18 protein-coding genes are annotated in these 15,556 nt (G+C 27.9%); 11 read left to right on the top strand and 7 right to left on the bottom strand.

What is annotated here, in order from left to right:
- Nucleotides 1–104: 104 nt before the first annotated feature.
- The 9 genes from ACLVEP_RS10630 (at nt 105) to ACLVEP_RS10590 (ending at nt 8,316) form a co-directional block, all read left to right on the top strand.
- Nucleotides 105–977, top strand: a complete 873-nt coding sequence (locus tag ACLVEP_RS10630) for a LysR family transcriptional regulator (protein WP_412584758.1) — start codon at nt 105–107, stop codon at nt 975–977.
- Between the two features lie 113 nt (nt 978–1,090).
- Nucleotides 1,091–1,438, top strand: a complete 348-nt coding sequence (locus ACLVEP_RS10625; RefSeq protein ID WP_412584756.1) for a helix-turn-helix domain-containing protein — start codon at nt 1,091–1,093, stop codon at nt 1,436–1,438.
- The gene (locus ACLVEP_RS10620; RefSeq protein ID WP_412584754.1) at nt 1,435–2,028 is read left to right on the top strand and encodes a flavodoxin; all 594 of its coding nucleotides are present in this window, start codon (nt 1,435–1,437) and stop codon (nt 2,026–2,028) included. Before ACLVEP_RS10625 ends, ACLVEP_RS10620 begins: the two co-directional genes overlap by 4 nt.
- 15 nt (nt 2,029–2,043) lie before the next feature.
- Nucleotides 2,044–2,721: a carboxymuconolactone decarboxylase family protein gene (locus ACLVEP_RS10615; protein ID WP_412584752.1), complete on the top strand. Its 678-nt coding sequence runs from the start codon at nt 2,044–2,046 to the stop codon at nt 2,719–2,721.
- 68 nt (nt 2,722–2,789) lie between these two features.
- Nucleotides 2,790–3,323 (top strand): flavodoxin family protein, encoded by a 534-nt coding sequence (locus ACLVEP_RS10610; RefSeq protein ID WP_412584750.1) that lies wholly within the window; start codon nt 2,790–2,792, stop codon nt 3,321–3,323.
- Between the two features lie 9 nt (nt 3,324–3,332).
- Entirely contained in the window at nt 3,333–3,983 is a 651-nt protein-coding gene (locus ACLVEP_RS10605; protein WP_412584749.1) for a DUF4405 domain-containing protein, read from the top strand.
- 1 nt (nt 3,984) lies between these two features.
- Nucleotides 3,985–4,872: a MurR/RpiR family transcriptional regulator gene (locus ACLVEP_RS10600; RefSeq protein WP_412584747.1), complete on the top strand. Its 888-nt coding sequence runs from the start codon at nt 3,985–3,987 to the stop codon at nt 4,870–4,872.
- A gap of 185 nt (nt 4,873–5,057) precedes the next feature.
- Nucleotides 5,058–6,908 carry a beta-glucoside-specific PTS transporter subunit IIABC gene (locus ACLVEP_RS10595; RefSeq protein ID WP_412584746.1) on the top strand — a complete coding sequence of 617 codons (1,851 nt, stop codon included), beginning with the start codon at nt 5,058–5,060 and terminating at the stop codon, nt 6,906–6,908.
- 4 nt (nt 6,909–6,912) lie between these two features.
- The gene (locus ACLVEP_RS10590; RefSeq protein ID WP_412584745.1) at nt 6,913–8,316 is read left to right on the top strand and encodes a glycoside hydrolase family 1 protein; all 1,404 of its coding nucleotides are present in this window, start codon (nt 6,913–6,915) and stop codon (nt 8,314–8,316) included.
- Nucleotides 8,317–8,449: 133 nt separating this feature from the next.
- Here the strand turns inward: ACLVEP_RS10590 and ACLVEP_RS10585 are convergent, their stop codons facing one another.
- Together ACLVEP_RS10585 and ACLVEP_RS10580 are read right to left on the bottom strand one after the other, a co-directional pair.
- Complete coding sequence (locus ACLVEP_RS10585) at nt 8,450–8,902, bottom strand: hypothetical protein (protein ID WP_412584744.1); 453 nt, start codon at nt 8,900–8,902, stop codon at nt 8,450–8,452.
- Between the two features lie 18 nt (nt 8,903–8,920).
- Nucleotides 8,921–9,115: a 2-C-methyl-D-erythritol 4-phosphate cytidylyltransferase gene (locus ACLVEP_RS10580; RefSeq protein WP_288544562.1), complete on the bottom strand. Its 195-nt coding sequence runs from the start codon at nt 9,113–9,115 to the stop codon at nt 8,921–8,923.
- Nucleotides 9,116–10,029: 914 nt separating this feature from the next.
- On the opposite strand from ACLVEP_RS10580, the gene ACLVEP_RS10575 reads away from it, so the two are divergent.
- Nucleotides 10,030–10,446, top strand: a complete 417-nt coding sequence (locus ACLVEP_RS10575; RefSeq protein WP_412584742.1) for a hypothetical protein — start codon at nt 10,030–10,032, stop codon at nt 10,444–10,446.
- On the opposite strand, the gene ACLVEP_RS10570 is transcribed toward ACLVEP_RS10575, so the two are convergent.
- From ACLVEP_RS10570 to ACLVEP_RS10560, 3 genes are all read right to left on the bottom strand, one after another.
- A complete protein-coding gene (locus tag ACLVEP_RS10570) occupies nt 10,419–10,946 on the bottom strand; it encodes a GNAT family N-acetyltransferase (protein WP_412584740.1) in 528 nt (175 codons plus the stop codon). The two genes, ACLVEP_RS10575 and ACLVEP_RS10570, sit on opposite strands and share 28 nt — an antisense overlap.
- A gap of 83 nt (nt 10,947–11,029) precedes the next feature.
- The gene (locus tag ACLVEP_RS10565) at nt 11,030–12,211 is read right to left on the bottom strand and encodes an iron-containing alcohol dehydrogenase (protein ID WP_412584739.1); all 1,182 of its coding nucleotides are present in this window, start codon (nt 12,209–12,211) and stop codon (nt 11,030–11,032) included.
- Nucleotides 12,212–12,333: 122 nt separating this feature from the next.
- The gene (locus ACLVEP_RS10560) at nt 12,334–13,497 is read right to left on the bottom strand and encodes an EAL domain-containing protein (protein ID WP_412584738.1); all 1,164 of its coding nucleotides are present in this window, start codon (nt 13,495–13,497) and stop codon (nt 12,334–12,336) included.
- 125 nt (nt 13,498–13,622) lie between these two features.
- Between ACLVEP_RS10560 and ACLVEP_RS10555 the strand changes: the two genes are divergently transcribed.
- Nucleotides 13,623–14,084, top strand: a complete 462-nt coding sequence (locus ACLVEP_RS10555; RefSeq protein WP_412584736.1) for a GNAT family N-acetyltransferase — start codon at nt 13,623–13,625, stop codon at nt 14,082–14,084.
- A 207-nt stretch (nt 14,085–14,291) separates the two neighbouring features.
- On the opposite strand, the gene ACLVEP_RS10550 is transcribed toward ACLVEP_RS10555, so the two are convergent.
- Together ACLVEP_RS10550 and ACLVEP_RS10545 are read right to left on the bottom strand one after the other, a co-directional pair.
- Complete coding sequence (locus tag ACLVEP_RS10550; RefSeq protein ID WP_412584735.1) at nt 14,292–14,936, bottom strand: LytR/AlgR family response regulator transcription factor; 645 nt, start codon at nt 14,934–14,936, stop codon at nt 14,292–14,294.
- The coding region (locus tag ACLVEP_RS10545; RefSeq protein WP_412584734.1) for a hypothetical protein at nt 14,929–15,556 on the bottom strand (628 nt) is incomplete at its 5' end. The genes ACLVEP_RS10550 and ACLVEP_RS10545, both read right to left, overlap by 8 nt.

Genomic DNA, 15,556 nt, shown 5'->3' with positions numbered 1-15,556 from the left:
TTAATACAATGATTACTTAAAAGGTGGTTGTTGTATTGAGATTTTTTTATAAATGAGATTGTTTAAAATAATTTAGAATGCTATATTTTTGATAGGTGATGAAGATGGAATTAAGAGTATTAAAATATTTTTTAGTAATTGCTCGTGAAGAGAATTTTACTAAAGCAGCAAAACAATTACATATTACACAGCCCACTCTATCAAGACAAATAGCTCAATTAGAGGATGAATTAGGGGTAACTTTATTTGAAAGAAATAATCATAAAATTATTTTAAGTGAAGATGGTATGATTCTAAAAAGAAGAGCACAAGAAATTCTTTCTTTAGCGAATAAAACTAAACAAGATTTTTTATATAAAGATGAATATCTTGAAGGGACGATTTCTATTGGATGTGGTGAATTTCAAGCAACTAAATGTCTAACTGATTGTATTGCAGCTTTTAGAAAGGAACATCCTCATATTAAATATGAACTCTATAGTGGTAATACTTATAATATTAAAGATAATATTGAAAGAGGCTTAATTGATATCGGTTTAATGTCTTGTCCTATTGATCTTTCTAAATTTGAAAGTATTGAAATGCCTTTAAAAGAAACATGGGGTGTTTTAGTTAAAAAAGACAGTCTTCTTGCTTGTAAAGAATTTATTGAACCTCAAGATTTAATAGATCTTCCAATTGTTACATCTATTGGAGATTATCAAGAAACAATTCTTAATCATTGGTTTGGAAAATATCAAGATCAAATGAATATCGTAGCAAGAGGAAATCTGATTTATAATGAAGCTCTTTTTGCACAAAGTAATGTAGGTGTTGTTTTAGGAATCAAGTTAAATTATGATTATAAAGATTTATGTTTTATTCCTTTAAAACCATCACTTCATCAACAAACGGCACTTGCTTGGAAAAAGGAACAATTCTTTTCACCAGCAACCACAGCTTTTATTAAATATGCAAAAGAATACTTTAAGAGATGATAGAAATATCATCTTTTTTAATACCTAAAAGGTATCGTTATTGATAAATTATAAGTATTAGATATTTAAAATAAAGGGAATTATAATAAAGATGTAAAGAAAGAGTGATACTGATGACAATTGAAGAAGCAAGTAAGAAATATAATATTCCAATCAATATTCTTAAAGAATATGAAAGCTGGGGATTATGTCAAGAAGTTAAAAAAGTAATGGGATCTTGGCAATATGATGAAACTGATTTAGAAAGATTAAGTTTGATTATGACGTTACATGATTTAGATTTTACTGTTGAAGAAATAGAAAAATATATGAAACTTTCTTTAGAAAAGAATGAAAGTGAATGTTTAAAACTTTTAAATAAAAAAAGAAAGGGGCTTTTAGATGAAGTTCATCTAAAAGAAAAACAATTATCAAGAATTGATTATTTAAGATATGAGATGAATAGGGGGAAAAATAAATGAAAAAGATTTGTACGTTAATGTTAGTCTTATTTTTAATTTTTACTTGTAGTGCTTGCAGTAGTAAAAAAGCAACCGCTAAAAAAGAAAACAAAACACAAACAGATTTAAAAGAAGCTACTTCAAAATCATTAGTTGTTTATTTTTCTTGGTCTGGGAATACTCAAAATGTTGCAAAAGAAATACAAAAACAAACAAATTCAGATATTTTTGAAATTGTTCCAGAAGTAGCTTATAGTGATGATTATGATACAGTTGTCGATGATGCTAAAAAGGAACAACAAGAAAATGCAAGACCAAAAATCAAAAACAAAATTGAAAATATTGATGATTATGAAACCATTTACGTAGGTTATCCAAACTGGTGGGGAGATATGCCTATGATTCTTTATACATTTTTTGATGATTATGATTTATCTAACAAAACAATTGCACCATTTTGTACAAGTGGTGGAAGTGGGTTGTCAGATACTGAAAAAACAATCCAAGCTCTTGAACCAAGTGCTACTCTAACAAAAGGATTGCATGTTTCTGGATCAGCATCAGAAGATGCTTCAAATGATGTTAAAGAATGGTTAAATGAAATTAAATAAAAGGAGAGATGTAAGATGGATTTATACGCAACAGATAAAGAATACAAAGAAAGATTAGATTATTTTTTAGAAGAAGTTAAAAATGATGAAGGAAATAAATTAGATGAACCAACTCGTTATTTAGCTATTTTATCAGTTTTAATGGGGAATCAAGGAATTTGTGCTTATGAAGAAGTTCTTGAAAAAGCAATAGATGTTTTATCACCTGTTCAAGTAAAAGAAATGGTGTATCAAGCAACAGATTATTTAGGATATGGAAGAATGCTTGAATTCTTAAAAGTTACAAATGAAGTATTTAATAAAAAAGGAATTGAACTTCCTTTACAGTCACAAACAACAACAACTATTGAAAATAGATTAGAAAAAGGAATCCAAGCACAAGTAGATATCTTTGGGGAACATATGAATGAAGCTTGGAAAAAAGCAACAGTCAATAAATGGTTAGCTGCTAACTGTTTTGGTGATTATTACACAAGAACAGGTTTAGATTTAAAACAAAGAGAAATGATTACTTTCTGTTTCTTATATGGACAAGGTGGATGTGAACCACAAGTTATGGCACATATTCAAGGAAACTTGAACTTAGGAAATGATAAAGCATTCCTTACAAATGTTGTTTTACAATGTGTTCCATATATGGGATATCCTCGTAGTTTAAATGCACTTGCTTGTATTAATAAAGTAGAAGACTAAAAAATAAAAATTGAATAGTTGTGGTATTGCTTAGCAATACCATCTTTTATATATAAGGAGGGAAAACGATGAAAATTGTTGTATTACAAGGAAGTCCAAATAGTAGGGGATCAACGAATATCCTTGTTGAAAACTTTATCAAAGGGGCTAGTGTTAAAGGACATGAAGTCATACGCTTTGATGTTTCAAAAATGTCTATTTTGCCTTGTCTTGGCTGTGTTGCTTGTGGTTATGAAGGACCCTGTGTACAAAAAGATGATAATGAAATTATCAAAAAAGCACTTCTTTCATCAGATATGCTTGTTCTAGCAACACCACTTTATTATTATGGTATGTCTGCACAATTAAAGACTGTCATTGATCGTTTTTGTTCATATAATTATTCACTTACTGGAAAACATTTGAAATCCGCTTTATTAACAGTTGCTTGGAATCAAGATGATTGGACTTTTGAGGCTTTAGTAAGCTATTATAAAACCTTAGTAAGATATTTAGAGTTAGAAGATCAAGGTATGGTTTTAGGTTATGGTTGTGGAAATGTTTCTATGACAAAACATAGTAAATATCCTCAAGAAGCTTATCAATTGGGATATTCATTATAGGTAAAAAAGATGGCAAATAAACAAAAAATAAAAATAGTTATTGATTTATTTATGATGATTACCTTGTTGTTATTGATGCTTTTTCAAATAACAGGACAACAAGTCCATGAATATTTAGGAATGATGATATTGTTTTTATTTTTAGGACATAATTTCTTAAATAGAAAATGGTATCGTCATTTATTTAAAGGAAAGTATAAGTTTTATCGTCTTGTTCAGACAATTTTAAATATAAGTATTTTAATGATGATGATAGGTCTTGGTTATAGTGGGATGGTAATGGCTCAATATATTCCATTTTCTATAAGTGGATCGATATCGCTTGCAAGAAGAATTCATCTAGCATGTTCTTATTGGGGTTTTGTTTTAATGAGTATTCATCTTGGAATGCATCTAAAACAAATAGTTAATATGTATAAAAAATATATTTGTTTAGAGAATAATGTTTTGAAATTAGTGATGGTTATTATTAGTTTTTATGGAATCTATTGTTTTATTCAAAATAATATTGTTTCTTATATGTTTTTAATCAATGAATTTGTCTTTTTTGATTTTGAAAAGAATATCTTGATTGTTTTATTAGAATATTTATCCATGATGGGACTATGGGTAAATATAGGTTATCTTATAACACGAATAACTTTAAAAGTGAGGGATTAATATGTACTTGTTTCAAAGAATTGAAGAAATGACAATTGAATATCAAGATGCAAGAAGTGTTATTGCAGAGTTTCTACTCAATGAAAAGTCACATTTATATCAATATACAATGGATGAAATTGCTCATTTAACGTATACATCTAAACCAACTTTAGTAAGATTTGCGAAAGGATTAGGTTTTCATGGTTGGAAAGATTTTATGCGTTCTTTAATTGAAGAAGTTAAATATTTAGAAAGTCATGAAACAACAATTGATGTAAATTTTCCTTTTCATGAAAATGATAGCTATAAAGAAGTTATTGATCATGTTTCTCGTTTACAAATAGAAAGTATTATGGATACAACACACTTAATAAAAGAGAAAATGTTAGAATTAGCAGTTATACGTTTAGAAAAGGCTAGAAATATTGTGATTTTTGGAATGAAACCTAATTCATATTTTGCTGAAGGGTTACGTTGGAAGTTTTTAAGTATTGGTGTTTCTATGCAAATCGCTCCTTATGGAGAATTTGGGATGGTTGCTAGAACACTGACAAAAGATGATTGTGCAATCATTATTTCTTATTCAGGAAATAATAAAGATAAAGATCCAATGGCTCAAATAGAAATGTTGAAAAAACAAAAAGTCCCCATGATTGCTATGACAAGTGAAGGAAAAAACTATATTCAAGATAATATTGATTGTGTTTTTGCAATTTCATCTAATGAACGTTTATATAGTAAGATTTCTTCTTTTGCGACAGAACAATCTTTATTGTTTATTTTTAATGTGATTTTTTCTTGTTATTTTAAAAAGAATTATCATGAAAATTTAGTTTATAAAATAGAAAATTCTAAAATTTTTGAAAATCAAAGAACTGCTAATAGTAAAGAAATAGAAGAAATATGATATTTTGTTTCATGAAAAATGAACAAAAATAGTAGAAAAGATGAAACAAAATTTTGAGTTATAAAATCGTTTGTATTTGCATTGTTTTATAAAATAGTGTTTGTTAAAGTGACATTGTGAACAAAGATTGTTCAAAAATGTACATTTTATAAAGGCCTTATAAAAATAAATAAGGAGAGGAAACAATGAGTCAAAAGTATAATGATTTAGCTCAAGAAGTTGTAAATCTTGTAGGTGGTAAAGAAAATATCAATACAGTTTATCATTGTCAAACAAGATTACGTTTTAAGTTAAAAGATGAAAGCAAAGCCAATCAAGAAGCTTTAAATAATATGGATGGTGTTGCTAAATGTTTAATTAGTGGTGGCGTATTTCAAGTAGTTATTGGAACACATGTAAAAGATGTTTTTGAAGAAGTTGAAAAAATTGTTGGACCTTTAGAAGATAAAGAACAAGTTCAAGGGGAAAAGAAAGGAATATTATCGGTCATTATTGATTTTATCTCTGGAACTTTCCAACCCATTATTCCTGCTTTATCAGGAGCTGGGATGGTTAAAGCAGTACTTGCAATTTTAATTACATTCAAAATTATTTCTACAGAATCACAAACATATTATATTTTAAATTTCTTTGCAGATGCTGTTTTCTATTTTTTACCAATGATGTTAGCTTATAGTGAAGCACAAAAATTAAGATGTAATCCAATTTTAGCAGCATCAGTTGCAGGAATTATGATGCATCCTAATTGGAATGCACTTGTAAGTGCAGGAAAGGCTGTTAAACTTTTTGAAGTGATTCCTTTTACACTTACTACTTATACATCAACAGTCATTCCAATTATTTTAGTTATTTTAGTACAATCTTATGTTGAAAAATATTTAGAAAAATGGATTCCTCAAGCAGTTAAACTTGTCTTTGTCCCAATGCTTACATTCTTGATTATGGGACCATTAGCACTTGCTGTTTTAGGACCAATTGGAAGTATTGTAGGTGGATATCTTGCTACTTTCTTTAAATTCTTAAGTACGACAGCTGCTTGGGCACCTGCTGTTTTAATTGGTGGGTTCTTGCCAATTATGGTTATGTTTGGTTTACATAATGGTGTTGCACCACTTGGTGTTATGCAAATGGGTGAACTTGGTTATGATAGTATTTTTGGACCTGGATGTGTTTGTTCGAATATTGCTCAAGCAACAGCTTCAGCCGTTGTTGCATTACGTACTAAAGATAAAAAAATGAAACAACTTGCTACATCTGGTTCAATTACAGCTTATATGGGAATTACAGAACCAACACTTTATGGTGTCAATTTACCAAAGAAATATCCATTAATAGCTTCAATGATTGGAGGGGCTGCTGGTGGTCTTTATGCAGGACTTACTCATACACATCGTTTTGCAACTGGATCATCAGGTTTACCTGCAGTTTTCCTTTATATTGGAAATGATACAATGACTTATTTCTATAATATTTTAATTGCTTTGGTTATTAGTTTTGTTGTTACAGCAATTGTTACTTATGTTTTAAGTTTAAAATTTGAAAATCAAGAAGTACAAACTATTGAAAAAATTCAAGTAAATAAGGGAGAAATTCTTTCTCCAATTCAAGGAAAACTTTACCCTTTATCAAAAGCTAAAGATGAAGCATTTGCTTCAGAAAGTTTAGGGAAAGGTGCTTTAATTCAACCAAGTAATGGAAAAGTATATGCACCTTTTGATGGAACAATTGTGACTTTATTTCCTACAAAACACGCTATAGGAATTGTTTCAGATGATGGAATTGAAATGTTAATTCATTTTGGTATTGATACAGTGAATTTAAATGGTCAATATTTTACAACTTTTATTGAACAAGGAATGAAAGTTAAACAAGGTGATTTATTATTAGAAGCTGATATTGAAAAAATCAAAGCTGCTGGTTATGAAACACAAGTACCTGTTATTATTACAAATTCATTTAATTATCAAAATATTGAATTATCTTCTAAAGAAGATGTTTCATATCAAGATGTTATCTTAAAAGTAAAAGGAGAATAATAAAATGTTTTATAAACAATTAAAAGAGTTTCCTCAAGATTTTTTATGGGGAGCAAGTACTTCTGCTTATCAAGTAGAAGGTGCTTACAATGAAGATGGTAAAGGATTATCAATTCAAGATTTACATCATCCAACGAATGGAATTACTGATTTTAAAGTAGCAAGTGATCATTATCATCACTTTAAAGAAGATGTTGCTTTAATGGCTAAACTTGGTTTAAAAGCGTATCGTTTTTCTGTTTCTTGGTCACGTGTTTTACCTGAAGGAAAAGGTGAAATTAATGAAAAGGGAATTGAATTTTATGATCAATTAATTAATGAACTTATTAAGTATCATATTGAACCTGTTGTAACTATTTATCATTTTGATTTACCTTTAGCTTTATATAATCAAGGTGGATGGAATAATCGTGAAACAATAGATGCCTTTGTAGAATATTCAAAAATTTTATTTGAACGCTTTGGAGATCGTGTTAAATATTGGCTTACAATTAATGAACAAAATGTGATGATCAATCATCCAAATGCGATGAATCCAGGGAAAATACCAACTAAAAAAGAACTTTATCAACAATGTCATAATATGTTTGTTGCATCAGCTAAAGCAACACTTCTATGTCATGAAATCGTTGAAAATGGAAAAATTGGACCAGCTCCAAATATTACAGCAATTTATCCTGAAAAATGTAATCCATCAGATGTTATTGCTTCAGATAACTGGGAAAGTATTCGTTGTTGGCTTTATTTAGATATTGCAGTATATGGACGTTATAATAGTTTGGTATGGGCTTATCTAGAAGAAAAAGGTTGGACACCAACCATTGAAGAGGGAGATATGGAAGTTATTGAAAAAGCAAAACCTGATTATTTAGGTGTGAATTATTATGCTACAGCAACAGTAGCAGCAGCTAAAAATGATGGTACAGATTGTCAACCAAGAAATGGTGATCAACAAATCATGCTTGGTGAAGAAGGTGTTTATCGTGCTGCACAAAATAACTATCTTGAACAAACTGAATTTGGTTGGATGGTTGATTCTATTGGCATGAGAGTCACTTTAAGAAGAATTTATGATCGTTATCATTTACCAATTTTAATTACTGAAAATGGTTTAGGGGCTAAAGATGTTTTAACAGAAGATGGATCAATTCATGATGATTATCGTATTGATTATTTAAAAAGACATTTCCATCAAGCAAGACTTGCTTTAACAGATGGTGTTGATCTTATTGGGTATTGTCCATGGTCATTTATTGATTTAGTAAGTACGCATCAAGGATATCAAAAACGTTATGGTTTTGTTTATGTTGATCGTGAAGAAAATGATTTAAAAGAAATGAAACGTTATGAAAAAGATTCGTTTAAATGGTATCAAGAAATTATTAAAGAAAACGGAAAAGATTTATAATATAAAGGGGCTGTAACAAAATAAAATAAACAGCCAAAAATAGAAAAAGAACAATGAAACAGTAGAAACTGAAACATTGTTCTTTTTTGTTGTATAATTTATATATGGAAAACAAAATTCTACAACAAAATGATTATAACGCATTACAACTGTCTTTGCCAATAGATTTAGGTATTAAAATTGATGAAGATGATGTGGTTGTTTCTTTCCTAAAGGCACTAGGAGGAGTGAATCTATCTAAATATTTTAAAAGAGGTATATAATCCTTGAAATTAATAAGAGGCAGTTCATTATATATTTCATTTCGAAATCTGTACATGATAAAGTCCCATACATCATAGTTGAGAATTGACATTCTTTTAATCATGGCTTGTCTAGTAGGAATGTCAAAATCACACATCGCTCCAAAGTAGGAAACAAGGTCTTCTGAAAGTACGTCATGATTTCTAAAGATAAGATAGTTCAGCAGGTTATCAAGAGAGATTTTACGTTTCCTAGTAAAGGAATTATGAATAATTTGTGCGTGATCAATAAGTGATTCATCATTGATAATGTTAGACAATACAGAGATAGCATCATGAGCCATCATATTCTTTACTACAATTTAGTCATCATAGACAAGACGAGGTTTCTTTTTTGCGAAAGCAGCTTTAATATAGGGAACCTGATCATCATCAAAAAGTCCAAGATTTCTGATTGTACGATGTTTAACCTTTCCATCTTCACGATAAGATTCAACAATTGAGATAAAAGAGGTATTTGGACGACCTTTATTATTTTTTACAACTTTTACAAACATAACATCACCATCCTATACTACAAATATATAGTAAAACGCTTTAAATTAAAAGTAATATGCTTATAAAATCTATACTACATCAAAAGAAATACGAGATACTATTACAAAAAAAGATAAAAATAAAAAGGCATGAGCCTAAGATTATATCTTAAGTTCATGCCATTGGAAGAATTGAAGTTCTTCCTTTTTCACTGTTTTGAATATTCATAAACAATATTCTCAAAATTAATGAAAATAATATTTTCTACTTTTAACTTGTATGAATGAATTCTTAAATTTATTTATAAAGCTTTTCTTTTAAGTTAAATATGCTATACTATAAGTGTAGTCGTTGGACTAGCATTAATAGACTAAATGAAAAAGGAAGAATTGCCGTTCTTCCTTTTTCGCTATTTTGGATACTAGCATCAATAGACTTAAGCAGTTAAAACTACTTTAATATAAAAGCGGTAATAACTAGAATTAAATAAAGAATAACTAAATATTCCATTTAATCCCCTCTTAAAGTCACATCAATGCTAGTCTCCTAGTATGATGTTTTAACATGCTAGATCCTCCATAGGCACATAAGTGCTTAAAAATTATATCATAATATAACCCATATTTCGACAAAATATAACAATAATAATATATTTCATAAAATCTAAAATATTTTTTTGTTTTGTAAAGTATTAAACTACGTGGAAAAAAGTTGAGATTTTATTTATTACCATATGCTATAATGATGACAGTTGAAAGAATAGCAGTCTTTCAACTATGTTAAATCAATTTGGCGGTTGATTTAAATAATTTATCTTTTCATAGGGTTCTATAATCATAGAAACCCTCCCAATTTTTCGGCTCCGTGTCAATAGTGGAGCCTAGAAACTGAAACATTGTTCTTTTTTGAACTTTCCAACAATATTGGAACTCTGATGAAAATAAATAAACAGATCCAGTATATAGACGGAACAAAACTGGAAGCAGATGCTGGAAAATATACATTTGTCTATAAAACAAGAATCATCAATGCAAGAAAAAGACTCTGGCTAAAAATAAGTGATGCGATAGCTTATATCAATAAAAATAGAGGATTGGACTTCTATCAAAATAATAAATACTGTGCTCAAGAAATAGGATATATCGTACAGTATCTTTTTAAAGTTATGAAAAAGGAAGACATATATGGTCGAGAAAAATGGTACTATGTCAAGATTTTGGACAACTTAAATGTAAGAATTATTTGTAGTAGTCCCTTAATTACTCAAAAAAGAAGCTTAACAACGAAAGTTAAACTTCTAAAAATTTATTTCGTTACAGCTTCTTATTTACTTTCTATCCAATATCTTTGAATTATTTTTCCATCTTTATCAATTTCATTTTCTAAAATAGCACCATTGTTTTTAATTGATTTTGCTGAACCAATATTGTCTTTATCACAAACAAGTAAAACACGATCAATATTTAACTTTTGACATTCCTTTAAAGCTAAACCAATGATTGCAGAAGCATAGCCTTTTCTTCTTTCACTTGGTCTAACACCATCACCAATATGTCCACCATAGTTTAATAAATAATCATTGAGTTCATGACGAATATTGACGGCACCAACCATTTTATTTCTTTCTACATCTAAGGCGAAAAATGTTGAATCTTCTACTAAACCAGGTCTAGGATTTTTTAAATCAAGATTGTTGATATAATAATCAAAATCATGATAATCATTTTTAAAAATGGAAGCTGGTGAAGTATTTGTTTCAGGATGATTATTATTATAATCAATCCACTCCTTCAACATATCAACAATTAAATCTTGATACTCATATGATGCTTTTACTAATTTAATTGACATAATATAATCACTCCCTTTATAAAATATTTCTATTATTATAGCACTATTTATTCATAATAAAAAGGTACTATTTAAGTACCTCATTAATTAAGATTACCAACAATAGCATCTTCAATCATATTTGCAAGCTTTTCAGTTGTTACAGACATGATATGACAAGGCATTGGACCAAATGAATCAATAAGATCAACAAGATGTTGATGATTTTGAGGGTCACTTGCAATTTCATTATAAGTAAAAGCAATACCAAATTCTTGATAAAGAGCTTTTAAAGTTTGAAGTGCTTCTTGTAGCAATGTTTCATCTTCTTTGTTAGTGTTATCTACATTTAAAATTTCTTTAAAGTAACGATAAAAAATAGCTTTATCATCACTTGCACGATAGATTTCTTTTAACCAGTAAGGGAATAAACCATTAAGGGCTTGTGTATAATTTATTCCTAAATATCTTTGGGCAAATGATTGTAAAGGATAAGGAATAAATTCAGGAGTACGTCCAAAATCATTAATTCCTGATAAGCTTAAAGCACTATTGATTAAAAGTGTTCCATAAGCATCAACATCTTTTTCATGAGCTAAACATCTTCTTAAACAATCGATAATTGTTTTCATTGATCCTTCAGCGTAATGTTCCGCTAAAGGAGAACGTGTTAAATTTAAATAGTTAATAGATAATTGAACAAAGGCTGTCATTTGTCCATAAGTTAAAATACTTTTTGGTAAAGACATCATATAGATTGGATTAAGCCAAGTAAAGGTCGCTCTAGCTAAAGGACATCCTACTTGAAGCCCAGATTCGTCTAAAGTAATTTGAACATCTTCATTTGTTTCTGATCCTGACATAGGATTTGTCGGAATGGTAATAAGAGGAAGATGTGATAATCCTGCAGTTGAACATTGATATGTTAGATATTGTTCTAAAGGCGTTTCATTATTTAATGTGCCAAAAGCAATACTTTTAGCAAGATCCATACTTACACCGCCACCAATTCCTAAAACAACTTCAATATTATTTTCAAGACAAAGCTGTATACCTTCTTTAACTTTGCTTAAAAGAGGCTCTTTCCCTGATTTTAGAATCGTTGTTTCAAATTCTTCTTTTTTTAATTCATTTTCTAATATTTCAAGATGGCCACCTGAAATAAAACTATTAGTTGAAACAATAAGAAGTTTATTTCCTATTTTTTTCATTTCTTTAATCACAAGGGGTAATTGATTTTCACCATAAATGATTTTTACATTACTGTTATATACAAAATCTTGCATAGAATTCTCCTTTTTATTTAGTATTACCATTTCAAGTAATATAGTTACAATTTATTATAACAACTAATTGAATTAAATAGAATAAAAACCTCTATTAAGTATAACTTGAAAGTGCGTATTATCTATTTTATTAAATATTTTAGTAAATCTTTAATTGTAACAATACCATAAAAACATTGATTCTTTAAAACAACGATATCTTCGTAGAAATGTGAACATTCATTTTCAAGATAAAGCTGACAAACAGTTTTAATAGGAAGATGTGATGGAACAATAAGTGAATCTTTAAATAAATTAGGTTCAACTGTATCTAAATGACAAAGTATATTTTCTCTTTTTAAATAACCTAAATAATGTCCTTCATCATTAATGACATAGATTCTTTGAGCAGTGTTATTTTCTTCAAAGATTTGATAAGCATTTTTTATGTTTTGATAGGTTTTTAATGTGCATGGAAAATGACAGAGGGAATCGATTGTAGGAATATTTAAAGTTTTCTTATATTTGTTGTATAATTTTTTGATGGTTTCTTTGATAGAAGGTAAAAGATCATCAAAATTATCAACAGGCTTTTTTAAATAATACCCTTGACCATATTCAACTCCTAATTGAATTAAACATTCAAGTTCTTCCTTTGTTTCAATTCCTTCAACAATTAATTTATAATGCATGGCTTTACAATAATTGACCATCACTTCTACCATTGTACGTTTATCTTTATTTAAATGAATATCTTGAATCAGTTCTCTATCTAGTTTGATATATTCGGGTTGTGTATGATTAATTCTATTTAAGTTTGAATAACCTGAACCTACATCATCGATGGCTATTTCAAAGCCTTGACTTCGATAATGTCTTACAGCTTGTTTAAACAAATGTTTATCTTCAATAGAAGTTTGTTCAGATAATTCAAAAACAACATTATTAGAATTTAGATGATACTTTTTTAAATATTCTTTTGTAAATCCTTGAACAAAATCTTGATCCAATAAAATATTAGCATCTACATTAATAAATAACTTTTTATCTGATGGCATTTGTTGGCTTGCTTTAATGGCACATTTACGACAAAGTTGATCAAGTTTCCATGAATGTCCAATTGTATGAGCAATCTTAAATAATTCTTCAATATTTATGGTACATGAATCTAAAGTAATACGACTTAAGGCTTCAAAAGATACTATTTCTCCTGTTTTTAAGGAAACGATTGGTTGAAAAACACTTTTTATTTTCTTTTCATTGATAATAGTAAAAAATTCATTGATCTTTTTTTCATTTAATTTCATTTCTTTATCCTCTATTCTTTCTAGAATATATAGAAAGAAATAATAAGTTTCTATCAATGTTAAATAAGGAAAATATTAAAAATAGGTAAAGAATCTTGTTATAATAAAATAAAGGAAAGAAGAATATGAAAGAAATAGAATATAAAGTACTAGATCTAGAAGATTTAGAATTATTAGTAAAGTTAAGAATAAAAGATTTAAAAATGTTTTCTAATCAAGAAATAACACATTCTACAATAGAAAACATTAGATGTTTTTACAAAGAAAAAATGTTAAAAGATGAATGTCATACATTAGTAGGCTATCATTTAAACCATATTATCTCAACAGCTACAATCTATTATTATGATATACTTCCAAGCAATGAAAATCCAAAAGGAAAAGTAGGACAAATAACGAATGTTTGGGTAGATGAAAACTATCGACATTTAGGAATTGGTAGATATATGGTAAAATATCTTATTGAACATTATCAAAAAGATGTTGGTATGATTTGTTTGAATAGTTCAAAAGAGGGAATGAACATGTATTTTCATCTTGGGTTTGAAAAGAAAGATAATTATTTGATTTATAAGAATAAATTATAATTAATGTTTTGGTTTTATAATGTATTTTTTTGTGAAAAAAGAATAAAATAATATAGAAAGTCATGTTGACTTTCCTGCTTTTGCTTGATAGAATTCAAGTGAAAAGAAAGTATACCGCTGACCAATATGCGGAATAGAAATGGTTGGGTTGTAAGTAGTAGTCCTTCATTATTGAGTGAAGGTTTTTATTTTATGGAAAAAGGAACATTAATTTTGTTCCTTTAAACTTTCTTTATAGCTTCTTCCAATAGGAAGATGTGTTTGTTCTTTTAAAATAACTTCTTGATTTTTAATTTCTTGAATATATCTTTTATTAATAATGTATGATTTGTGAATTTGAATAAAATCAAAAGATTTTATTTCTTTAATAAATTGACTTAAAGTTTTTCTTTCAATCATTTCTCCATTGATGGAATGAATAATAATTTGATGTCTAAGAGATTCAATATAATAGATTTGAGATAATCTTATTTTTGAAGTAATTCCATTTCTTTGATAAAGATAATATTGAAAGTTTTTTTGAATTTGTTTTTGAATAAAATCATGATAATGAATAAATTGTTTTTCTAGTTCATTATTAATAAAATAAAGATGTGTTTGCATTTGTAAACAAATGCTTACAAGATCAAAATCTTTAGGTCCAATAATATAAATAAGTGTGCTTTCTAATTTCTTGAGATGATTTAAAATATGTAGATCATCCTTTTTTTCTATTTCTACAAAATAAATATCTTGAATTGTTTGATGCGTATAATTTGTAAGTTTATATTCTATTTGTAAATCATTAAAGAATTGTTGAATAAGTGGTTCTATTTGTTGGTAATGCTTTGAAATAAGAGAAATTCTAATCATGATTTTTCTCCTTTTCAAGTTGAGCAATATGTTGATCAATATCTTTATTAGAACAAAGTGTTTCTAATAAATGATAAGAATCAATAAAACGAACACCTTGTTTTTTCATCAATTCAATTCCTTTTTTAAAAGATTCTTTATCATGACTTACAAAGTTTTCAATAATATATTGGGAACCATCCAACATATTAAATTTAAAAACAATTTTATATCCTGAACCATCAACTAAATATTTAGATGGATAAAAAGAATAACGATAATAAGAAATTTGTACAAAATCAATTTGGGAAAGTTTTAAATTGATTTGATATCTAGGATATTTATTTCTTAAAAGAAAAGAATAAAGATATTTTGCTTTATCTAAATTTTTATCAAAATAAATATATCTTAAATAATTTTGATCAACTTCCCACATGGTATTAGCGAAAGCCAGTCCAGGTAATACAAAACTATAAATAGATAATAAAATAACTATAAGAACACCAAAAAACATTATTTTTTCATAGAAATGTTTATACATGATAAAGAAAATACCTAACCACCAAACAACAAAAAGTAAAATAATAAAATTTAACTTAATTAACCATCTGACACATGTGCATAGTATGGTTCGGATAAAT

It is taken from the genome of Faecalibacillus sp., assembly GCF_047023275.1.
In the GTDB taxonomy this organism is placed as follows: Bacteria; Bacillota_I; Bacilli_A; order Erysipelotrichales; family Coprobacillaceae; genus Faecalibacillus.
Note: the sequence above shows the minus strand (reverse complement) of the source record. Positions and strands in the feature narration are given on the sequence as shown.